Here is a 20,879-nt window from a genome sequence, read left to right as displayed (position 1 = left end):
CCATGTTCGCTCTTTAATTTGGAAAACAAATTTTTAAACTTGTATGAAAACAATGTATCAGATGGATGAGTTTTTGTAAACCCTTTTAAAAAAAACGGAATAAAACAATTCTTTTAACGAAAATTCAAAATATTATTTCATTTAAAGTAATTGATATAGAGTAAACTCTAAGTCAAAATCCACTTTTATATAACTTAAAAATCAAGCGCCAAGCAATTTTAAGCAAAAAAAAAAAGAGACATCACTTTAAAAAAATGATGATTCTCTAACTAGAAGTTAAAATTATTGAGTTCTTATTTAACTGACTTCCAATTAATTTAGTGAGCTGAAAGGTTCATTAGATTAAATCAAGATAATAAGAATTTCATTTAATAAAGTGGCGGGTGCACAAGGTAAAAAAATTGCATCCCCGGTTTTATAATGTATTAATAACTATCGTTTAGTTACATTTTTATTAAGGAAAAGAGTGGAAGCAGAGAAAACTTTTCGCTGCCACTCTTATTTTTTAAGTCAAGGTTCTTTTTCAGTTTTAATTAGATACAGGGTAAATATACTCACTCCTAACCCAACCTATAAAAGAATTACTGCGCGAAATGCCGACACCAAGACAAATCGAAGCATTTCATAGCAAGGAGATCGGCATCGGATTTGTAAGACCATTTATTGCGGATTCGTCTATATCCTTTATGTCAGTTCATCAAGAGACATGTGTTGCTGTCATACCAGAGTCGCACCCATTGGCACAACGTTCTTCTATATCAATGAAAGATTTAAGCAAGGAACAATTTATTCTAGTAGAACGAGAAATTTGGCCAAGTTGGCATGATGACATCCTTTCAAAATGCCACAATGCCGGATTCAATCCTATCATCCGGCAACATGTAAAGGAAATACAAACAGTAATAGGGTTAGTCGCCTCAGGTTTAGGGGGCAGTATTGTACCTAAACCAACTGCTGAATTTCATCTATGGGATGTTTCTTATTTAACCATCTATCAAGACTCCCCTCATATAGAAATGAATCTTTCCTGGAGATCAGATAATAATTCTATTTTGGTGAAACAATTTTTGGATTCAGCTGCACAGATTAATTATTGGACAGTCAAAAAATAATTAGTCCCAATTCAGTTAGATGGCGTTAAATAGGGTGTACCTCATTGCCGGTCACAACCGTTCCGCCGATATTATTATAATAAAGAAATTGTCCCTTCTCGTTTGTAAAGCTGCTCGCAGCGTAAATCCGTTTTATAACTTTTGTGGCAATACTGCTTCTTTCCCCTAGCCATACAGGTGTTCCAATGAGAAGAACTTCTGCTTTCTTGATTTTTTCAAAGATATGGGGCCATTCGCCCCCTTCGCCTACATCTATAGATAACATTGTTATCGGCTACCCAAAGAGATTGCTCATTAAGAGGGTTACATTACTTCTAAATAGTGCACACTAAACCATTGATTCTTGTCCATAAATACTTCCACTGGCTTAAATCCACACCACAAGCAAAGTTTTTGGAAAGAATCAATCGAGTATTTATAGGAATTTTCGGTATGAATGGTTTCGTTTTTAGTGAATGCAAATGTTTGGTCTTGGAATTGGACCGTTTGATCAATTGTACTGATCAAGTGCATCTCGATTCTGCTTTTGCTCGTGTTGTAATAGGCATGATGTTGAAAGTTTTCCACCTTAAAGTCACACTGTAACTCTCTATTGATACGGGTTAAGACATTCTTATTAAAGGCAGCCGTAATTCCTTTTTCATCATTATAAGCTTTTTCTATAATGTGCTGATCTTTTTTTAAGTCTACGCCGATGAGTAGGCCATCTTCCTTATTAAATGTTTGGGATAGCTGCTTTAAAAACATAGCTGCTTCTGATGGTTCAAAATTCCCGATGGTGGACCCCGGGAAAAAGGTCACTTTTTTATTGCCGCCTAATGCAGGTAAAGAAAACGGTTTCGTGTAATCGGCTACCATACCGTGAATCGTAAGGGAAGGATACTTTTCTTTTAATTGATCGACTGTATTAGTAAGCATTGATGTGGAAATATCGATGGGTATATAACTATTTACTCTTTGTTCATCTAATAAGATGTGTGTTTTCTTGCTGCTGCCACTGCCTAATTCAACTAAATCTACGTGTTCTCCTATTAATGTAGAAATCGTAGAATAGGATTGATGGAGAATATCAATTTCTGTTCTTGTTTGGTAATACTCATCTAATGATGTGATTTTTTCGAACAATTTGGAGCCTAACTCATCGTAAAGATATTTAGCGGAAAGCATTTTGGGGTTCGATGATAATCCCTGAAGGACATCGGTTAAAAAATCGTTCGGCTCAAGTGAAAGGTCGGTAATGTTATGGTGCTGTTGATTTATAGTCCTCATTCTACATCATCCGCTAAACGTAATCCGCTAAATTGCCATCTCATTTGTGGGTAGAAGAAATTACGATAAGTAAGGCGTATATGAGAGTGAGGTGTTGCACAAGAACCCCCTCTTAAGACTATCTGATTGGCCATGAATTTGGCATTGTATTCCCCTAATGCTCCTTTTAAAGGTTTATTCCTGGGATAAGGGGAATAAGAGCTCCTTGTCCATTCCCAAACATCACCAAATCCTTTGGAAAAGGGGTAGTGTGGCCCTATATTTTCTGCAATCGGTTGAAAATAACCTCGTTCTGCAAAGTTCCCCTCGATAGGAGTATGCCGTAATGCATGTTCCCACTCTTCTTCCGTAGGAAGGCGTTTGCCAGCCCATCTCGCATAAGCATCGGCTTCATAAAAACTTATATGACTAACTGGTGCATGTTCGTCGATAGGTACAAGTCCTGATAGTGTAAAAGCATACCATTGTCCGTCATGTTTTTCCCAGTATTGAGGGCACTCCCATTGATAACCTTGAACGGCATTCCATCCATCGGACAGCCAATATTCTGGTTTTGTGTAACCCTCATCTTCCATAAATTGGATATACTCGCCATTGGTAACTGGCCGATTGGCTAAGCGATAAGTATTCAGCCATTTTTTATGGCGAGGACCTTCATTATCAAAAGAAAAACCTTTCGCGTCATTGCCAATTTCTATTAACCCGCCTTTTATTTCAATAAAGGATAAATCTGTTGAATGGGAGGTACCAAAAGTATCATTAGCAATATAAACAGGGTGAAGGGGATTAAAAGAGAAATTATATTTTAAGTCTGTGAGCAGTAACTCTTGGTGCTGTTGTTCGTGATTCAATCCAATTTCGATCAATTGTCTTAGTTGTTCATTCTCTATGTAATTTCTGTTTTCTAATAATGACAAGATATGTTCATCTACATGTTTTCTGTAGGAAAAGGTTTCTGAAACAGTTGGTCGAGAAATGAGACCTCTGGCCTTTTGAGGATAAAAAGATCCAACAGATTCATAATAAGAATTAAACAAATAATTGTAGTTTTGATGAAAGACCAAATAGTTTGAAAGAAATTTCTTTAAAATGAACGTTTCAAAAAACCATGTGGTATGGGCTAGATGCCATTTCACTGGACTGACATGAGTATCAGCTTGTACGACAAAATCTTCTATTTCCAATGGTTCTGCCAATTGTTCGGTATACTTACGTATTAGATAGTACTCATCTTTTAACGTATCCATGGTGATGGTGGTCATTGTACTTCCTCCTTCCTAAGAGCTATTACCCCTTTACTAACCTTATAAAACCAGGTTTACATTTGCAGTAAGCTTTCTTACATTTATCGAAAAAATGGCTGGTATTTGACGAATGGAAGAAGGATAAAGATGGTGTATTTGAATAAAGAGGAACAGGTTCATGGGAAGTAACTTAAAAATCGGAATTTAGTGAAAAAACAGACACATGTTCTATTATCTGTTATTTATTATGTAAAAGAGAAAGGTCAGAAAAATTTATACCGGTGTCGTGAGCACCATGTGATGAAGACACCGGTTATCTTTTGTTCGAAAAACTTTTGTCTTATTGTAAGTTAACTTACAGAATGTAAATGGAATCTTTGTTATTCTGATTTAATAAAAAGTAAAATGCTAAATGTCTAGCTTTAGCTCGGAATTGAACACCTTCATATTTGAGATCATTTAAAGTAAATGATGCCTGGATCGGCAGTGTTATATTGTTTTGGAAATAATAGTCCTTCTGTATATGGAGTTGAAATATTTTGTTTGCTATACATGTAAGCCGTTTGAGCATAAAACCTTTTTGCTCCTTCAACATCTCGTCTACCAGTAACGATATCATTCAGCAAATTTAAAGATAAAAAGTTCATCGCTTCTTTATGGCACATGGCGCTTGCTTCACCTTTGGTTCTGTCTAAATAAACACTCCCATCATAAGCTGTGACATCGTCATATAAGTGAATAGGTACCCTATAATCAATGACTTGCTCTAAAAAATCAGGATGCGGGGTTGGAAAGTTATGGGGAACTGTCTCGCGATGGACAACAGTGCGTTTCCATGGTCCATTATTATGCCAAATTAACTGACTCATTGTAGCTTCTTGAGGATAGCCATATTTCTGAATCATTGCATGTGCACCTTCTAATGGTTTTCCGCTCCAATTGGATAAGATGTGGTTTACATAGGTCTCCATTTTAATACCTCCAAACATATGCCTAAGAGCATTGTATGTGGGGCTTTTTTGTGTGTTACGTCTTTCCTGCTTCTTTACCGGGGAAGTGATATGGGTGTTCGAGACAAGAGTAGAGTGAAATGGTGATTAAACATGCAGAATTTCTGTCGTATATCATAGCTCCATTTGGGTGTGGAGGACACCAAGATGGATGAACCGGCCGTGGATGATATTTGTTTCTTTAACTGGTACTGCCATCATTGGTTTTGCTATCAATCAATTGTTCTTACTTTGGAAAGCTGGTATGTACTTTGTTATTAATATTGACCTTTATGTGGCTGATAAAATCGAATTTGTCTCCTATCTTAGTTAAGTTATTACTTTCCCACCGTAAGTTCGATCTAGGAGGGAGTTTACTACTCTGAATTTACACTACACAACATGCGTTAAAAGAAGAACAGGAAAAACATCACAAGGGTTATTATAGTGATTGTAGAAATTATTAGCAATGCCAAAGATCTTGGAGTGAGGTAAAAATGAAGGTAAAGAGAATTGTTGCCAATATTGAGATGCAGGACCTTTCCAAAGCAAAGCACTTCTATGAGGAAGTACTTGGACTTGATCAATTAATGAATCAAGGATTTATTGCGACCTACGGTTCACATGTGAAAATGGCCACTCAAATCAGTTTCCTTTCAGAGGGAGGGTCCGGGACACCAGTACCTGATTTGTCAATTGAAGTTGATGATCTCGACGATGCGCTTACTCGAATGAAAAAAGCAGAAATTCCAATTGAGTATGGACCGGCTGAGGAGCCATGGGGGGTTCGACGATTTTATGTAAGGGATCCATTCGGGAAGCTTATCAATATTCTTAGCCATCTGTAAATGAATAAAGGTGTGCTTAATAAGAACGCAATTAAATTAAAGTTCTTCCGGTGATTATCCAATAAAGGTAATCGTCCCTTACTTACTCAAGATTTAGTTTTTCTACAAAAGCGTCTTATTCTTGAATAAGAGAAGAATGGAATTTTATGAGGAAGTATGATTAAACCCTTCTTCAGCCAAAAGAAAAACACCGATTATCAGTGTTTTTCTTTAATACACAAGAAGATTATCTAATTGGTTGTGTGTTCTGGTACTCCACTGGTGTCAAGCTTTTTTGTATGATTCAATAAAACATCTTTATGTTTTCTATGATAGAAAACATAGGAGCCAGCAATTAACGTGTATCCGATGAAGAAAACGACCAAGCCACTGGTAAGGCCATCGACAGATACGGTTGAGTACATGGCGCCCGTCAAATCAAATGTAAAGCCGGCATAAGCCCATTCTTTAATTCGCCAAAAACCAGGGATAAGGATCGCTACTACACCTAATAATTTAGCAATCCCAATAAAGGGCAGAAGGTAAGCAGGGTAACCTAAATGGTTGAATAAAGCAACTGCTTCGGGAGCAGACAAGATATCAGGAATAGAACCGATAAGCATTAATATTGACAACAGCCCCGTAAAAACCCAGTAGGTAATATTGATTTTCTTCATTTTGGGTCCTCCTTGTTTGGCGGATTCTCAAATATAACTTCCTCAAACTTTCGCCAATTGTTCGTCCAGACTAAGTGTCGATTTGGCACCTTCAATGGCGCCGTGTTCTTTGCCGCCTTATCCAGCTCCGCCACTGACTTGAAGACCATCCGCATGGTAAGTTCAGTGTTCGTCAAACGTCATCGTCACTCGAAACGGCTCTTCTTCTCCGTCTCCATGGGAGTAAAGGAGTCGTTCAGGACTCATAACCCCAATGTAATTGTTATAGTCAACACCGTCGAGACTATGCCATACACCTCCTGGCCTTACGTCTATTTTTTGAACCGTGATTGTAAATCCACTTGGTCCCCATCATTTCGGCAAATGTTCTGGATCTGTCAGTTTTTAAAGACAAGATCACGTGAAGCATTAAAGACACGATTGACAATAAGTTCCCTACCTTTTCCAGACGTAAAAGTGTTATTGGTTGTTTGGCCTTCTGCCATTTCCATTTATTCTATAAATTAAAACGAACAATAAAATTGTTATGGGGAGTATTGAAGTTTAAACCGGTTCTACATCATGTAAGAAAAAACTACTAGTTTTTTTTTCATTCTCTTTTTCTTTTGCAGCTCCTGCAAATAACGAAATGGCAACTAAAGCAGCTAAATGAAAAATAAAATCACAATCTTTCATCGCCTCCTTTACCTCATATGGATCACGAATATCGCCTTGGAATACTTCGATCATCAAGCCAGCCCCAGGAATTAAATGAATTGTAATGAACAAATGCACGAACTTTGTAACCGCTTTTAACCAATTTCTCTGTTAGATGTGAACCAATGAAACCATCTGCACCAGTTACAAACAGCTTTTTCCCTCACTTGAGACCCCCTCAAGGTATGACTTTCTCCTTTCATTATTTTATTTTTTTTATTGGAATACAGAACTCTCTAACTAATGTCGAAACATATTTTTTCCATAATTAACGGATGTGACAGCCCTCTTCTTTTGAGCTGTTTTTAAACGTAAAACGCCTGCACACGCTTTTATGACGGTCTGATTACTTAGCAGAAAAACAAAATCCACAAACAGATATAGAAAACGAATAAGGAAACGTATTATTGGAACAAAAAAAGGAAAAGGATGCAATGAATCGTATTTATGAAACGCCTACAGAAACCATTTCATTAATCAACAATACGAAAACTGTTCAGTTTTCTGTATCAGGTAATCATAACAGAGAAATGGAACAATAAAACACAGCCGGACATAGGGTCTGTAAAAGTTATTATCTTTAATGGAAGATTATTACTCCCTATGACTCACTTTTGGTGAATGACCGGAAAATTGATAAGAGAGTCATAGATTGGTGTATGGAGAAAGACCTTATCGTTCAAGACAAGAAAGATAGTGTGGTATTTAAATGGAAAGACATGAAAGGAAACATTATCGGTGCAGATCGGCAAGGGACCCAGCCAATGGATCATAAAAAGCAACATACGTTTAAACAAATTGTTTCCAACTCCACAGAAACAGGCGGTTTTACGATTGATGTAGGGAAAACAATGATAAAGTCGCTATCTTTGAAAGCCCTATTGATCTCCTTTCCTACTGGTCCATGAAAAAGAGAGAAGTGCAGAACACACGGTTGAAAAGCATGATGGTCTCAAAGAAAAATCTCTCAAGGAAGCGATTAAAGAGCTAAATCAAAACGGTCAAGATGTAAAAAAAGTGATTTCGTGCATGGATAATGATGAAGCCGGAAATCATTTTCATGAACGTCTGAGTAGATTGTTGAAAAAAGGAGCTTAGGAAGATCAACGGCCGACACGAACAAAAGGTTGGAACGAAGAATGGAAACAGATCCAAAAAGGAAAAGAGAAGAAGAAGCAGTCTTATGGGATGTGAACTTGCATCCCTTTTTTCTATTAATGTGTTATTGTAGCAATGTCACATAAAAACTCAGAGAACCAAGAGTTCAAAGGCTTAAAAAACGTCAGTCATGCCATTCAACAATCCTACCTATAAACTCTTTTCTCTTTTCCCTTTAAGATAAATACTTCTTTCGATTTTCTCCTCTTTCTTCTCGATGACACACTTTTTGAAAAGGACATACTGGACACTCTTTTTCATTGTATCCCCCATTATATCTTGATGAATCTTCAAGCAGATGTTTTATTAGCTGCAAATAATTGATTCCTTTTTGAACGTCTTCATGGGTTGGAAAAAAGACATGTTTCTTTCCGTCCATTAAGGTAATCACTTCAATGCGCTTTGGAATCCTGTTAAATGCTTTCTCTGAAAAGATAGTTGTTAAATAATGAAAAAGCTTTACCATTTCTTCATCTGCCTCAACTAAGTACTTCTTTACGACAAAAGAAGAACAAGACCATTCGGCAGCATCAAATGTTAAAGAGAGGTCAACACCAATCTCTTGAATGGGTGCTTTAAACTTTTCAAATAAAAACAACGGTGGATTTTTCTTGGATTCAGCAGTCAAATACTGCATTAAGTGATCAGTAACTTTAGCTGCAGCCATATAATAATGAACTTTTGATTCAAATAACCTTGGAGAAATGACTTCCCAATACTGTCCAATTAACTCAAGTACTTTTTCTGCACGCTGGTGTTCCGGCGGTAGTTGATAATAAGCGTCAACAACTTGATTGACAACATATTGAACCCTCTGTCTCCAATCTAGCGGACTCTTTTTCTTTTCAACATGTTGATAATAAAATTTATAGGGACAACGAATAAAATCTCTTAAATGGTGCTCTGTCATTGTCGGAATGGAGATCAGATGGTTTTTCATTTTAACATCCCCCTACTCAATCAAAATGACACTTCAATTGAGTATTTGCTTACAAAATCTTTACCAAACTTTTTACATAATTCCTCATCTTCCCCTATTGGATCGAGTTCAACCTTCAATCCCTCAAGCACAATATCAGCTCCAAGATCCTGTAATTTTTTCATTAAAATATCAACAGCTGCACCATAAGCTGGATACGAAGAATCACATGAACCAAAAACAGCTGCTTTCTTACCCGTTAAGTTTAATCCATCCATTTCATCATAAAAAACGAAAAACTCATCCGGAAGATCACCATCTCCCCATGTATAGGCACCAAGTAAGATTCCATCATATTCTTCAAGATCAGAAGGATCAGCTTCGAGTACATCTGTTACAGTTAAATCTATTCCTTCTTCACGTATTGATTCTGAAATCAGATCTGCCATTTCTTCTGTATTTCCTGACATACTCGCAAAAACTATGATATATTTCTTCATGATATCACCTCTACTATTTAATAATGAACTTTCTTAAACTACTGGTACTTGATATACAGAAGACCATGAGCGGTTTAGCGTAACAAATTGGTATTTCCTGTTCTTTTGCCTTTTGTTTAATCACAGTCGACAAATTATGATTAATGCTTGTCATACCTAACTTTTCCTAATTTTTTAGGAATGTTTCCTAAATATTCAGCACGAATAATTAAAATGGAATGCATCTTCTTTCTCCTCCAACTTTATGTATTCATACCACTTTAGGCCTTCACTTTCCCCACAACATGGACATAAATGAAAATGAATCGAATTCTTTTCCATATAACCACAATCATGACAAACGACTGATACAGCAAGGTTGTCTGATGGAACCATTTCGTTTGATCACACCCACTTATTTGATAACGATTATCATTTTCGATTATCATATTAAATGATAATGATTATCAATGTCAAGTTGTTTTCTTAATTAAAAAGGAGAAATAAAACATCATCAGAATACTAGTAAATGCCGGCGTTTCTAAAGAGAATATTTAGTTAAAGGAATAAGTCATTATAGATCATACAGATAAACCTTATAGGGGTTTCGCCATGTTACTACCCCTAATAATGTTGATTGACAATAATGTCGTTTAAAAATAAATAAAGTTGTTACCATTTACAATAAAGTTATTTAAAAACGTTGTTGCCCATTAGGTTGTTCAACTAAAGGGCTATATTGTATTTGGCATTTAATTTATGTATGAAATGGCAGCATAAAATTTGCATAAAATAAACTCCCATACATACTGAATCATGAATGAGATTTTGTATTATGGGATTCTTTATTTGTTATGCCCTTCGACATTTGCGCTTGCTTGTTTAATTGAGCAATCGCTTTATTCCACGATATGGACCTATTGCTAAAACTGTGTATTTTCAAGGTGTGAATATAAATACTCGTTAATACATTTACTAAAGTGCGTATTTATACTTTTTAGTTAATAAACATACTGCCAAAACATACATCGTATAAATGTCATATACACATATAATGGAGTAACTAATTCTGGAGAAGGTTTAATGAAAATTATCTTGAAAACCCTTACATTATTTATGAGGAGAGGTAGATTGTGGTGGGAGAAGAAATAATGATAGTTAAGTATAATCCGAATTGGGTAGAAGATTTTGAACGAGAAAAATCCCGTATATCCACACTTTTTGGTACTCAAGCTATTGTAATAGAACATGTTGGAAGTACATCGATTCCTGGTCAAGAAGCAAAGCCAGTAATCGATATTTTTGTTATTGTGTCACCTTTTAAAGATTTAGCCTATTACAAATCCTTGTTTAATTTTGAGGTCTATAATTACATTCAGACGGATATGAGCAAAAGATATTTATTTAATAAATACACAAACGGGATCTGGACTCACAACCTACATATAAATCCTTATAACAATGAATTCTATACAAGAAATGAATTGTTATTTAGAGACTATCTAAGAGAACACCCTGAATTAGTTCGAGAATATGGAGAAATTAAAAAAAATGTCGCAAAAAATTTTGCAGGTGAATTCGAAGAATATACTCGTTCTAAAACTGAATTTATACAGAAGGTGATCGATGCTGCAAGAACAAAAAAAGGATTACCTTTACAAAATGTTTGGACTAATGAATTAAAGTAAGATATAGAGAGATAGTTTAAATAATGCACCGTAATTTCAACAATCGGGGCGTATTTCTGGTGTAAGAAATACATTTTCCCCGTACACTTCCACCTTATGTTTTATATGGTTAGAAGGATTTTGGGATGTTAGTCGAACCAAGACGGGCTGTCCTGAAAAAGTAAAGACACGATGATACCCTTCATTATTTACCTTTTCAAGAATTAAGGAAGGGGATATTCGAAGATAAGCCAATGATTGACCAAAAAGGTTGGACAGGAATAATTTCTGCTTTTTTTTCTGCATGTGTACACCTCCGACGTATTTTTTACAAAAAAATCCAATAGTTCAGCGTGTACTAAAATAAGGATTTTATCTGAGATTATTGTGGGTCATTTCGGTTTTTGCATGAATTCAGCTATTTCCCCGTAAGATAAAACATTATTTGTTATTTTATGAATGGTCCCTTGATTAATAATCTCTTCGCTAATTTCCTTCAACAAGGTGACGGTGGTTCTGAAAGGGGCTGATCCACAACTTAGTCTTTCAATCCCAATTTCAGAAAGTTTCATTAAAGAAGGAGTTTCAACATTAACCAAAAGATTAATGGGACAAGAAATTGCATTCCTAAGACATTGGATGATTTTCTGATCACTTAATCCAGGTACAAAAATACAGTCAGCCCCAGCTTCCTGATAAGACTCTGCTCGCTTAACGGTCTCATGAAAACGTAGCGAAGGATCCCCAATGTTTAACCAATACATGTCCGTACGTGCATTGATAAATAATGAAGCATTGATAGAATCTGACATTTTTCTGATGGCTGCTATTTTTTCCTTTTGTAAAGAAATATCGTAGATAGGATGGATAGAATTTCCGGTACCGTCCTCAAGATTGATACCGACGGCCCCGGCTTCTATTACTTTTTTAACTGTTTCTAAAACCTCGTTAACTGTCTGTCCATAACCTGCTTCAATGTCTGCGGTTACCGGCACATTTACCGATTTGGCTATCCTTTCAATAGTCTCGATCATTTGATTAAGAGGCATGTTTTGGCCATCTGTATATCCTAAAGAAGCAGCAATTCCTGCGCTTGTCGTTCCAATAGCTTTAAACCCACTTTCTTCAAACATTTTCGCACTGATAACATCCCAAGCATTTGGGAGTACAAAGGTGGACGACCGATAATGTAGTTCGTGAAAATTTTTTACCTTATTAGGATCATCATATTTTTTCATAAAGAAACCCCTTTCATGGTTGGGATTTTATTGCGTATCAAACATTTCCCTTCCAATCGAAGAATAGTGTGATATTATCCATAGTTAGATATAGGAACGCTAGTAACACAACACCACTTCAAACAATGCTTAAGGTATTAAGTGGCGGATAGTTTAAATTGTTCTACTAAAGAGTCGAAGAAATAAATACAATCACTAATGACATCACAACCAGTAAAATCTATCCCTGATTTTTCAAGTAAGGTCAGTGGATCAACCGATGAGCTGGATTTTAGCAAGTCTACGTACTTATCCTTATATCCATCCTCTGTATCAAGTTTCTTTACAATTTTAGTAGCAGCAGCAAAAGCAGTTGCATATTTAAAAACATAAAAACTAGAATAAAAGTGTGGAACTCTTCCCCATATGGCTCCACTATACTCGTCTAATTTTAGTTCTTCACCGTAGTATTTTTTCAATAATTCTCTGTATTTGTTGCATAGTAATTCAGACGTTAAAGAGTAACCTTTCGAGACATATCCATGAATAGAATACTCGAATTCTGCAAACAAAATTTGATGGAAGAACGATATTCTAAACTTCTCTATAAAGTAATTCAAAATAGATAGCTGCTTCATTCTTTGAGAATGTATCAAGTGTTTTATAACTAACAATTCGTTTACAGTTGCAACAATTTCACTAATAAAAATGGAGGGGGTGGATCTAGGGTAACATTTATCCCTAGAGGAAAAAGAATAATGTGCACCATGTCCTAGCTCATGTGATAAGGTAAATAAATCATTCAATCTGTTTTTCCAATTCAATAGAATAAAGGGATGTGAACCTGGGACATCCATTGCATAAGAAATACTCATTTGATTTGTATTTACGTTGTACCACCTGTTATTAAAAGATTCAGTAATAATTTTTTGATATTCCTCACCCAAAGGTTTTAGGGATTTAAATAACAAATCCTTCGCACTTTGAAAACCAATCTCGAGATTCTCTTTATTTAAGGGGGCTGAAAAATCATACATATGAAACTGATCTACCTTCAAAGCTTCTTTTTTAGTTTGAACGTATTTATGTAACGGTCCTAATTGTTCCTTTATATGACTTATAAGGTTTATAAATATATTCGTGGGAATTCTCTCTTGGCTAAGAGCATATTCCAATGAATCCTTATAATTATTAAGTTTAGCCTCTAAGTAATCTTTCTTTACGCTTATATTTAGTAATGAAGCTAGAGTGTTAGAATATTGTAGAAAAGGTGCATAAAATTCTTTATATGATTTTTTTCTAATTGTTCTAACATCAGATTCCTGTAATTTCCCAAAATTACTATAATTAATTTCATACTCTTTATCTGCATAAGTAAACGAATTAAATTCAAAATCAGCTTGAGTTAATAACTGATATGTATTATATGTAGAAGCAAACAATATTTCAAAATGGTGCGCTGATTCACTTTTCGCCTTGTTAGCGTTGTTATTTTGTTCTTTTAATATATTTTTTATTTCATGTTGATACTTTATTAAATCTGGTATTTCTCGAACATATGTATCAAACCTTTCTAAACTTAATCTAGATATTTCATTGTTTAAAAACGAAGTTTTTTCTTCGAAATCAGATAAAACGTTTTGAACCGTTTCTACCATTTCTTGGCTTTTAAAGTCCATATATTTATCGTAATTAAGATTGGCATAAGCAATGATTTTATTTGCGGTTTCGTTTATAGAGCAAAATAATTCCATAGCATCGTAGAGATTATCAGAGGTGCTGATAACCTTATCCTTGTATGCAGTGAATTCATTAATAGATCCCCTTAGTAGTGAGATGTCTCTTTTCCAATCTAACTCATTTATATATAAATCTTGTAAATCCCATTCAAGTTTTGAGAAAACTTCCATCACAATTAATCCTCCTAAAAAACACGTATTGGAATACGTGTTTTAATTTTGATGAATATCTACTTTCCCATTTAAAGTTTTTTGTCCGTTTTTCACAAACAAAGAAGTTTTCATGCCAATCAAAGAACAAACGATTGCTATGGTTCCAGCAGTAATAAAGATAGGAATTACACTAATAAAGTCAGCTAAAAAACCAGCGATCATAGCACTTATTGGTAATGCCAGAAATGCAGCCATTCGTGTAGAGCTGATAACACGTCCTAATAAATCACTTGGTACTAATTCTTGTCTAAGAGTAAACCAATTTATAGCCAATAACGTAACGGACCCTTTAATGAGGATTTGACATACAATGAGGGCTATTACGTATGACTGAGAAAAAATCAATAATATTTGTGCAATACCTATCAGGATTCCCGAAAAAACTATAATATTTCCTCTCGGTATATGTTTTAATCTCCCAGCCAAATAAACAGCAATAACGGGTCCTATTGCTTGTAGTGAAAATACCATTCCAATTTGAGCCGATGTAAATTGAATGTAGTCTCTTAAGAAAAACATAAAAAGTGACTCCACAGCGCCAAAGCCTATATTAATTCCAAAAATCACAAGTGAACCGGCTAATATAATTTTTGTGCGGAAAACATAGTTTAAACCTTCTTTAATTGGTTTTAACAGTTTTGGAAATTTTCCAACGTTTTGACTTGGGGAGGGTAATTTAAGAAATATGAATATAGTTCCTGCACAAAAAAACGTAGCCCCCGTAACCAATAAAACATTAACATTCCCAAATATTGCAATCATAAAACCAGCAACTGCCGGTCCTATAAAAGTAATAATATTTTCACTTAGTCTAAAGTACGAATTCCCTTGGATTAAATCCTCATGTGGTAATACCTCTGGAACTGCTGATTCAAAACTTGGATGATGAAAAGCAGCTAAACTTGCTAATGCAAAGGCCACAGCATATATGACAAAAAGACTTGAATATTCCATCCAAAACATTAGAGGAACAATTAGTACAATTAAAGCAGATGTATAGTCCCCAAAGACCATTATTTTCTTTTTAGAAACTTGATCAGCAAGAGCTCCCCCAATAAGGCTAAATAGTACCTGTGGTGTAATTTCAATAGCAAAAACAAGTGCCATTTTGCTGGCAGATTGGGTTAAGTCATATACAATCAAAGGAAGAGCTATCGTGAAAAACCACATTCCTAATTTGCTAATCGTCATACCAAAAAAAAGCACTAAATATCTGGGATTTTTAAAAACTTTAGGAATGTTCATTATTGTCATCCTCACTAACATTAGGTGAAATTTTAAGCATATGTAAAAGTCTTATCTCCACAAACTGGACACTCTTCTAACTTTTCCCATCTAGATACTAATTTTTTCTCTAAATTCATAAAATTAATCTCCATTACTTTTCCAATCGATAAGGATTCCCCCATTCCAGTTAGAATTTTTATTGCTTCATTCACTAAAGTACCAGCTAGAATTGCTACATTTGGACTTATAGCGGCGTTTTTTCGCTGGTAATCAATATTACGCATGGCCTCAAATTGATCGTTTTGCTTTTGATTTATCTTTCTAGCATAATCTATATGGCATTGAATACAACCGGTCTCTTTCGGTACCATTGAAAAGAATCGTCCACGAGTATTCAGTATTCCACCAGATACAAGGGGAACATTGCATGTAACTACAGCTTCATTTACCCAATTTAACAAGTGCAGCGTAGGTTTATCAGCTACACAAATAACAAGCTCAGTACCTTCTATATGATTTATTACATCTTGTGTAGATTCGATTTTTTTATTTGTAGTTTCAAGATTTACATTTGGGTTGAATTCGGCAATCCTTTTTTTGGCCATTTCGATTTTGTTTTTTCCGATATCCTTCTCAGAATATAACAACTGACGATTAAAATTGCTTAATTCGATATGATCAAAATCCAGTGCTTTGATATTATGAAAACCTAAAGCCGATAAATGATATAAGATTTGTGTCCCAAGGCCTCCTACACCTAATAAAGATATAGGAGTTTGATTAATTTTTTCTTGTATGGCAAATTTATTTTCTTTATAGGATGTAAATAAAGAAAAGTAATTAATATTCGCTTTATAACGTTCTAATTCATAACTGGTAAGTAGTTTTGGCTCAAGAGAAGCGTTTTCTAGATAGCCTTCATTAGCTAGAACTTCCAGCGCGTTAGTAATTTCTTCATCGCTTATATTAGGGTATTGTTTTTGTACTAGATGAATAATTTCCTCTATATCTTTAGAGCCATCAAGATTCTCAACTAATAATTTAACACTTCCATCTGGATCTTCTAAAAATCCAGCAACCCCTTCTTCTTCCCCAATTTGAATTTCATTATCCAATACAAAAAAAGGTATGGTTTCTTTAAATTTTAATCTCATCTATATGGCCTCCTTGATACTACATTGATATAGATTCCGTCATTTAACTAATTTCCATGACTCTACCGCCTAAACTGCTGTATATTTGATCATGAAAAATAACCAAATATCTGGAGTGTAAAAAGTTCCATTATTATTTCTCTTTAGCATTTGACCACGGGCTTCATGCAGTTATTCTTGTTGTTTGATAAAAGGTGTGCAGGGTATGGAAAACTTCCTCTTTTAAAATTACGTTTTTAATATAATTATTAAAGAACTAACAACCAAGATATAGGGCAATAAATCAATCTACCTATCTTGCAGTACTTTTTCAGATTGTTATCTTTTTGGTTGCATCTGGGGAGTTTTTATCTATTTTGTATCCACACCCATCGAAGAACCGTTTGTATATTCATTATTTACGAGTCATTGATTTGGAGGCACATTGGTATTTTCGAAAATGGATTATAGATAAGGCGTGAAACGATGACTTTTCCCGAATTTTTTACTTCCACGTACTGCCAAGGGAGATTTAAACTGTGTTTTGTGATATTGATTACGCTACGGATCTGGGGTTTTATGTAAAAACTCTCCTTTGAGCGATTAATCACATGAACTTCCCTGCACTTCATTCTTTCAAAAAAGTCGGAAATCTTCTAGTTTAAGTCGAATGAACAAAAATTGCTCAGCATTTAATAGGGGAGAAAGGAACCGATAACATCGGTTCCTTAAAAAGCCTTAACCTGGAACAGCAGTAAGTGCAGAAGTAGATATGTTTTTCCTATCAGCTTTACGTACTTGTACTTTCATCTGCTCACCTCCATGTTTGACTTGAACATTAATATAGCATACCAGAATTTAGAAAATAAGTGCTTTTCTTACAATTTACAAAAATAGGAATTTTATAATGGATTAGCCGTATTAGGTAACAAGGATCCCCGTCCTAGTATGTAAAGGATTCAGATCTCAGGGGAGTTTTTTAGTTACCAATAAAGTTTTTAAGGTACTGAACCCACATTAGATTATTACTGTTAAATAGTAACTATTTCAACTTATAGAATTACCCCACTATGCTAGACTAGTTGCTTTGCCACCATTTCTCTATAATGTAGTTTAATACACAAAATCCCCCACCGTAGATGAAAATTGGATGTTTATAACCCAGGGAGATTTGAGAAACAAATGCCGAAAATAAAGTCTTCTTTTTTCATAAACGGCATTATAGACGTTTTGGAGAAAGCATTAAAGAAAATGTGTGCACATTGAAGACATTTTCGTAAGAAAGTGAGAAATTAGATTTTGGACATATATAAATTGTTTAATTTTTAGACAGGGTTTAGCCCTGACTTTTTTATGAAAAATGTATGGAGAGATTGTTAATGAACTTTGATGGAAAATATCAAAATCTATTGATTAAGGTGGAGAGGTTCCCCCGTAAAAGCCAAACCTTCGACGGTACACCTGAAACATCATATACAATAGACAAAGTGCAATCTAAAACAGAACCAGAACAATAAAACGTAATAGGTAAACGTAATAGTTTTTCTGAACAATCTTAATGATGGTTATTCTTTTTAGGAAAAATACACAAAAAGAAAGGTCTTAAAGTTGGAACAGGGACCGATTTGGAGTTGGATGATAGTGGTAAATACCCAATAATAAACAATGTATAGCCTATAATTTTTAGGTATGCCAATTGTTAGCACAAAGGGTTATAGACTTGTAGGTGATTTCATAGGCGGTGGTATTGCTGCAGAAATCGTCGGTATTCAAGGCGTGTCCCCTATTACAGGCAATTGAAAAATCACATGCTATTTGATGCTGTTTACTGGAGAACAATTAACGTTGATGAATTAGGATTTTCGATTTCCGGTGTTTTCTTCAAAAAAAATTAAAAAATGATAATGATAATTATTATCATTTGTGTTATGCTAAACACACCCCCCACACCTTAAATCGTTGCAACACAAGAAAGTCCATCTAGATAGCCAATATCTATGATGGGCTTTTTAATGCTTACCTCTCTACAAATTGGGCTTCCATATATTAATTTATTGGAAGGGCAGCTGGTCCCCTGTAACTAGCAAATGACCATAAACGTAAAAGGTAACAGTAACTCTAAAACAGTGCTCAATAGTAAAAATGAAAATTAAAACAGACATGTAATAAAAAAACGTAAAAGGTAAACGTAATAGTTTGTTTGAACAGGAAAAATAAACACTTCAGATACTAAATGTTATCTCTTAAATGGATAAAGTAATTTTTCAGCTACATTTTATCGAAGAATGAAAGAATTTGAATAGGATGTTTAGAATAAATAATGGAGCACATGCGAATTAATAAAATTTACATATGTGGCCCCTTATTGCGTGAATCGTTTCCGTACTCCTTATAAGGACAGGGATCAAACGATAGAAATTCCAAGCCATCCAGGTTTGTCTGTGATGAGCTGCGGTGCATTTCTTCTTTAGTTGATGAAAGAGAGGATGACCTCCAATTCTTTATGGATCAGAACATAAGAATATCGATAGCCGTGGTATCGAATTAATTCGTTACGGTGGATTTAAAAAGAAAAGGATAGATTTTGAACTGATTCAATCCTATCCGGATATAGTAATTTAATTTATCCGTCCGGCCATGAAAGAAAGCGGGCTGGGACGTGAAGGCGGTAAGGAAGGCATCAAGCCATATCTGGAAGCCAAGCATTTATCCATTCGGTCTGTATAACACCGCGTATCATTCGTTGTGTCCGGATTTTCGGTATTTTTTCATCCTCCGGATAAGGGTTGGCTGGGTCATCCCCAGGTTTTTGGCGATTTCTCGTGTATTGGGGTGTTGTTCTGCCGTTAGGAAAATAATGTCTTTCTCAACTCTTTCTAGAAAATCATATAATGTTTCATCACTGTTCTTTTGAAAAATCATGTTCTCCGGTAGAAGTGTTTCCTTTTGAATGAATCCTGGTAAATGTTTAGGTCTAACCACTTCCTCAGGGGAAAACACAACGGTCCGCTCGATCACATTCTCCAGTTCTCGTATATTGCCTGGCCACTTGTACTGTGTAAGAAGATCCACGGCTTCACTCGATAAAGATATAAATTTCCCGTACTCTTTGTTGTATTGATGAAGAAAAATATAAGCAAGCGTAGAGACGTCTTCTTTACGCTCACGTAACGGTGGAATGTTGATACCGAAGACATTCAACCTGTAATACAGATCAGATCGGAAATGTTTTTCTTCCACCATCTTTTCTAATGGTTGATTGGTAGCAGCTATGATTCTAATATCTGCTGCCTTTTTTTTCGTACCGCCAATGGGCATAAAGGTTTTATCTTCTAATAATTCAAGTAGCTTCACCTGCATGGTATAGGGCAACTCGCCAATCTCATCTAAAAACAACGTTCCACCTTCAGCAGTTTCTACCAGTCCGGATTTGCCTGCTTGACTGGCTCCGGTGAAAGCTCCTTTTACATAACCGAATAATTCGCTTTCTAATAAAGATTCCGGTATCGTGCCGCAATTGAGTGATAAATAAGGACCGGAACTTCGATTGCTCAATTGATGGATCACTTGTGCCACAAAACTTTTACCGACTCCTGTTTCACCCGTTAGAAGCACCGTGGATGAGAGATCTGAAACCCGTTGAATCGAATACTTTAGGTGCTCCACGGCCTTGCTGTTCCCTGTGATCGTTCGTTCGGCAACAGACTTGGATTCCAACGAATACACCTGCTGTAACTGGCACATATATGTTTGCAGCAGTTCCTTCAATTCATCCATCCGATCCCCGTTTTGATCAATCTCATCTAAGGAATGACTCACAGAGATGACAATATCTATTTCGCCATCTTCATTATAAATCGGCCCGCTAACCGTCACACGCTTAACATTTGCATTAAGCTCCTGCACTCGGGTAACGGGCGATCTTTTTTCCAGCACCAAACGTGTGAGCGAAGGATTCAAGATGTTGCTTTTTTCAAGCTCCGTTACATGTTTCCCCTTTATTTTTTCCCGTGGTATCCCTATTCCTTCTTCGCTGCGTTTGTTGTTCCAGATCACATGGCCTTGGGAATCTGCAACAAATATAGCGGCAGGAAGTTGATCAAGGGCAGCTAATAATGTTGGATTGTTAAATAGTTGAGAATATAACACACCGAATATCCTCCTGCGATCTTTTTCGATATGTTTATCATATCATCTCTATTAAGAAAAGTGTTAGCACACTGGTCAGGACCATAGGTAAATGTTCTTCAGGCAAAGAGGGCTTTCTGTACCTTTTATGACTGAAAGTTATTTAACCCCGCTAGACTGTGCGC

At 35.5% G+C, this 20,879-nt stretch carries 21 protein-coding genes and 2 pseudogenes; 8 read left to right on the top strand and 15 right to left on the bottom strand.

Going from position 1 to position 20,879, the window contains the following annotated elements:
- The first annotated feature begins 593 nt into the window (after positions 1 to 593).
- On the top strand, positions 594 to 1,112 hold the full coding sequence (locus CEF16_RS22245; RefSeq protein WP_091587960.1) for a LysR family substrate-binding domain-containing protein: 519 nt from the start codon (positions 594 to 596) through the stop codon (positions 1,110 to 1,112).
- A gap of 25 nt (positions 1,113 to 1,137) precedes the next feature.
- Here CEF16_RS22245 and CEF16_RS22240 read toward each other — a convergent pair whose 3' ends face one another.
- The 4 genes from CEF16_RS22240 to CEF16_RS22225 form a co-directional block, all read right to left on the bottom strand.
- A complete protein-coding gene (locus CEF16_RS22240) occupies positions 1,138 to 1,377 on the bottom strand; it encodes a flavodoxin family protein (protein WP_091587958.1) in 240 nt (79 codons plus the stop codon).
- A 38-nt stretch (positions 1,378 to 1,415) separates the two neighbouring features.
- Positions 1,416 to 2,381: an L-histidine N(alpha)-methyltransferase gene (gene egtD, locus CEF16_RS22235; RefSeq protein WP_091587932.1), complete on the bottom strand. Its 966-nt coding sequence runs from the start codon at positions 2,379 to 2,381 to the stop codon at positions 1,416 to 1,418.
- Positions 2,378 to 3,643, bottom strand: a complete 1,266-nt coding sequence (gene egtB / locus CEF16_RS22230; RefSeq protein ID WP_091587930.1) for an ergothioneine biosynthesis protein EgtB — start codon at positions 3,641 to 3,643, stop codon at positions 2,378 to 2,380. Before egtB ends, egtD begins: the two co-directional genes overlap by 4 nt.
- A 437-nt stretch (positions 3,644 to 4,080) precedes the next feature.
- Positions 4,081 to 4,596 carry a hypothetical protein gene (locus tag CEF16_RS22225; protein ID WP_091587929.1) on the bottom strand — a complete coding sequence of 172 codons (516 nt, stop codon included), beginning with the start codon at positions 4,594 to 4,596 and terminating at the stop codon, positions 4,081 to 4,083.
- A 190-nt stretch (positions 4,597 to 4,786) separates the two neighbouring features.
- On the opposite strand from CEF16_RS22225, the gene CEF16_RS24000 reads away from it, so the two are divergent.
- Entirely contained in the window at positions 4,787 to 4,948 is a 162-nt protein-coding gene (locus CEF16_RS24000; RefSeq protein ID WP_170032333.1) for a hypothetical protein, read from the top strand.
- Positions 4,949 to 5,111: 163 nt separating this feature from the next.
- Positions 5,112 to 5,462 (top strand): VOC family protein, encoded by a 351-nt coding sequence (locus CEF16_RS22220; RefSeq protein WP_091587927.1) that lies wholly within the window; start codon positions 5,112 to 5,114, stop codon positions 5,460 to 5,462.
- 230 nt (positions 5,463 to 5,692) lie between these two features.
- Here the strand turns inward: CEF16_RS22220 and CEF16_RS22215 are convergent, their stop codons facing one another.
- The 3 genes and pseudogenes from CEF16_RS22215 to CEF16_RS22205 form a co-directional block, all read right to left on the bottom strand.
- The gene (locus CEF16_RS22215; protein ID WP_091587925.1) at positions 5,693 to 6,118 is read right to left on the bottom strand and encodes a DoxX family protein; all 426 of its coding nucleotides are present in this window, start codon (positions 6,116 to 6,118) and stop codon (positions 5,693 to 5,695) included.
- A 162-nt stretch (positions 6,119 to 6,280) separates the two neighbouring features.
- The gene (locus CEF16_RS25150; protein ID WP_302847087.1) at positions 6,281 to 6,433 is read right to left on the bottom strand and encodes an SRPBCC family protein; all 153 of its coding nucleotides are present in this window, start codon (positions 6,431 to 6,433) and stop codon (positions 6,281 to 6,283) included.
- Between the two features lie 312 nt (positions 6,434 to 6,745).
- A pseudogene (locus CEF16_RS22205) lies at positions 6,746 to 6,968 on the bottom strand (NAD-dependent epimerase/dehydratase family protein); the annotation flags it as partial.
- A 253-nt stretch (positions 6,969 to 7,221) separates the two neighbouring features.
- On the opposite strand from CEF16_RS22205, the gene CEF16_RS25055 reads away from it, so the two are divergent.
- From CEF16_RS25055 to CEF16_RS25490, 3 genes are all read left to right on the top strand, one after another.
- Positions 7,222 to 7,356 (top strand): hypothetical protein, encoded by a 135-nt coding sequence (locus tag CEF16_RS25055; RefSeq protein WP_281259226.1) that lies wholly within the window; start codon positions 7,222 to 7,224, stop codon positions 7,354 to 7,356.
- A 75-nt stretch (positions 7,357 to 7,431) separates the two neighbouring features.
- Positions 7,432 to 7,722 carry a DUF3991 domain-containing protein gene (locus CEF16_RS22200; RefSeq protein WP_139186017.1) on the top strand — a complete coding sequence of 97 codons (291 nt, stop codon included), beginning with the start codon at positions 7,432 to 7,434 and terminating at the stop codon, positions 7,720 to 7,722.
- The gene (locus tag CEF16_RS25490) at positions 7,712 to 7,912 is read left to right on the top strand and encodes a toprim domain-containing protein (protein WP_091587922.1); all 201 of its coding nucleotides are present in this window, start codon (positions 7,712 to 7,714) and stop codon (positions 7,910 to 7,912) included. Before CEF16_RS22200 ends, CEF16_RS25490 begins: the two co-directional genes overlap by 11 nt.
- A gap of 235 nt (positions 7,913 to 8,147) precedes the next feature.
- Here the strand turns inward: CEF16_RS25490 and CEF16_RS22190 are convergent, their stop codons facing one another.
- Entirely contained in the window at positions 8,148 to 8,912 is a 765-nt protein-coding gene (locus tag CEF16_RS22190; protein WP_091587920.1) for a PD-(D/E)XK nuclease family protein, read from the bottom strand.
- A 20-nt stretch (positions 8,913 to 8,932) separates the two neighbouring features.
- Positions 8,933 to 9,391, bottom strand: a complete 459-nt coding sequence (locus tag CEF16_RS22185; protein ID WP_091587919.1) for a flavodoxin — start codon at positions 9,389 to 9,391, stop codon at positions 8,933 to 8,935.
- 1,112 nt (positions 9,392 to 10,503) lie between these two features.
- On the opposite strand from CEF16_RS22185, the gene CEF16_RS22175 reads away from it, so the two are divergent.
- Positions 10,504 to 11,058 (top strand): GrpB family protein, encoded by a 555-nt coding sequence (locus CEF16_RS22175; RefSeq protein WP_245918031.1) that lies wholly within the window; start codon positions 10,504 to 10,506, stop codon positions 11,056 to 11,058.
- Between the two features lie 36 nt (positions 11,059 to 11,094).
- Here the strand turns inward: CEF16_RS22175 and CEF16_RS22170 are convergent, their stop codons facing one another.
- The 5 genes from CEF16_RS22170 to CEF16_RS22150 all read right to left on the bottom strand — a co-directional run bounded on the left by CEF16_RS22170 (position 11,095) and on the right by CEF16_RS22150 (position 16,587).
- A complete protein-coding gene (locus tag CEF16_RS22170) occupies positions 11,095 to 11,343 on the bottom strand; it encodes a hypothetical protein (protein ID WP_091587917.1) in 249 nt (82 codons plus the stop codon).
- An 86-nt stretch (positions 11,344 to 11,429) separates the two neighbouring features.
- A complete protein-coding gene (locus CEF16_RS22165; protein WP_091587916.1) occupies positions 11,430 to 12,275 on the bottom strand; it encodes an isocitrate lyase/PEP mutase family protein in 846 nt (281 codons plus the stop codon).
- A gap of 137 nt (positions 12,276 to 12,412) precedes the next feature.
- A complete protein-coding gene (locus tag CEF16_RS22160) occupies positions 12,413 to 14,167 on the bottom strand; it encodes a M3 family oligoendopeptidase (RefSeq protein WP_091587914.1) in 1,755 nt (584 codons plus the stop codon).
- A gap of 39 nt (positions 14,168 to 14,206) precedes the next feature.
- On the bottom strand, positions 14,207 to 15,451 hold the full coding sequence (locus CEF16_RS22155) for an MFS transporter (RefSeq protein WP_091587913.1): 1,245 nt from the start codon (positions 15,449 to 15,451) through the stop codon (positions 14,207 to 14,209).
- Between the two features lie 32 nt (positions 15,452 to 15,483).
- Positions 15,484 to 16,587: a ThiF family adenylyltransferase gene (locus tag CEF16_RS22150; protein ID WP_091587911.1), complete on the bottom strand. Its 1,104-nt coding sequence runs from the start codon at positions 16,585 to 16,587 to the stop codon at positions 15,484 to 15,486.
- A 2,616-nt stretch (positions 16,588 to 19,203) separates the two neighbouring features.
- On the opposite strand from CEF16_RS22150, the pseudogene CEF16_RS24655 reads away from it, so the two are divergent.
- Positions 19,204 to 19,293 (top strand): annotated as a pseudogene (locus CEF16_RS24655) (hypothetical protein); the annotation flags it as partial.
- A 9-nt stretch (positions 19,294 to 19,302) separates the two neighbouring features.
- Here the strand turns inward: CEF16_RS24655 and CEF16_RS22145 are convergent.
- Complete coding sequence (locus CEF16_RS22145; RefSeq protein ID WP_091587910.1) at positions 19,303 to 20,715, bottom strand: sigma-54 interaction domain-containing protein; 1,413 nt, start codon at positions 20,713 to 20,715, stop codon at positions 19,303 to 19,305.
- Between the last annotated feature and the right edge of the window lie 164 nt (positions 20,716 to 20,879).

Source organism: Alteribacillus bidgolensis (assembly GCF_002886255.1).
Taxonomy (GTDB): Bacteria; Bacillota; Bacilli; order Bacillales; family Marinococcaceae; genus Alteribacillus; species Alteribacillus bidgolensis.
The sequence above is the reverse complement of the archived record's forward strand: the minus strand, read 5'-3'. Positions and strand labels throughout refer to the sequence as shown.

Coding starts and splice junctions, on each gene's coding strand:
- CEF16_RS22190 (WP_091587920.1), bottom strand. CDS start 8,912: ATGAAAAACCATCTGATCTCCATTCCGACAATGACAGAGCACCATTTA.
- CEF16_RS22150 (WP_091587911.1), bottom strand. CDS start 16,587: ATGAGATTAAAATTTAAAGAAACCATACCTTTTTTTGTATTGGATAAT.
- CEF16_RS24000 (WP_170032333.1), top strand. CDS start 4,787: ATGAACCGGCCGTGGATGATATTTGTTTCTTTAACTGGTACTGCCATC.
- CEF16_RS22240 (WP_091587958.1), bottom strand. CDS start 1,377: ATGTTATCTATAGATGTAGGCGAAGGGGGCGAATGGCCCCATATCTTT.
- CEF16_RS22155 (WP_091587913.1), bottom strand. CDS start 15,451: ATGAACATTCCTAAAGTTTTTAAAAATCCCAGATATTTAGTGCTTTTT.
- egtD (WP_091587932.1), bottom strand. CDS start 2,381: ATGAGGACTATAAATCAACAGCACCATAACATTACCGACCTTTCACTT.
- CEF16_RS22165 (WP_091587916.1), bottom strand. CDS start 12,275: ATGAAAAAATATGATGATCCTAATAAGGTAAAAAATTTTCACGAACTA.
- CEF16_RS22215 (WP_091587925.1), bottom strand. CDS start 6,118: ATGAAGAAAATCAATATTACCTACTGGGTTTTTACGGGGCTGTTGTCA.
- CEF16_RS22185 (WP_091587919.1), bottom strand. CDS start 9,391: ATGAAGAAATATATCATAGTTTTTGCGAGTATGTCAGGAAATACAGAA.
- CEF16_RS22245 (WP_091587960.1), top strand. CDS start 594: ATGCCGACACCAAGACAAATCGAAGCATTTCATAGCAAGGAGATCGGC.
- egtB (WP_091587930.1), bottom strand. CDS start 3,643: ATGACCACCATCACCATGGATACGTTAAAAGATGAGTACTATCTAATA.
- CEF16_RS22225 (WP_091587929.1), bottom strand. CDS start 4,596: ATGGAGACCTATGTAAACCACATCTTATCCAATTGGAGCGGAAAACCA.
- CEF16_RS22220 (WP_091587927.1), top strand. CDS start 5,112: ATGAAGGTAAAGAGAATTGTTGCCAATATTGAGATGCAGGACCTTTCC.
- CEF16_RS22170 (WP_091587917.1), bottom strand. CDS start 11,343: ATGCAGAAAAAAAAGCAGAAATTATTCCTGTCCAACCTTTTTGGTCAA.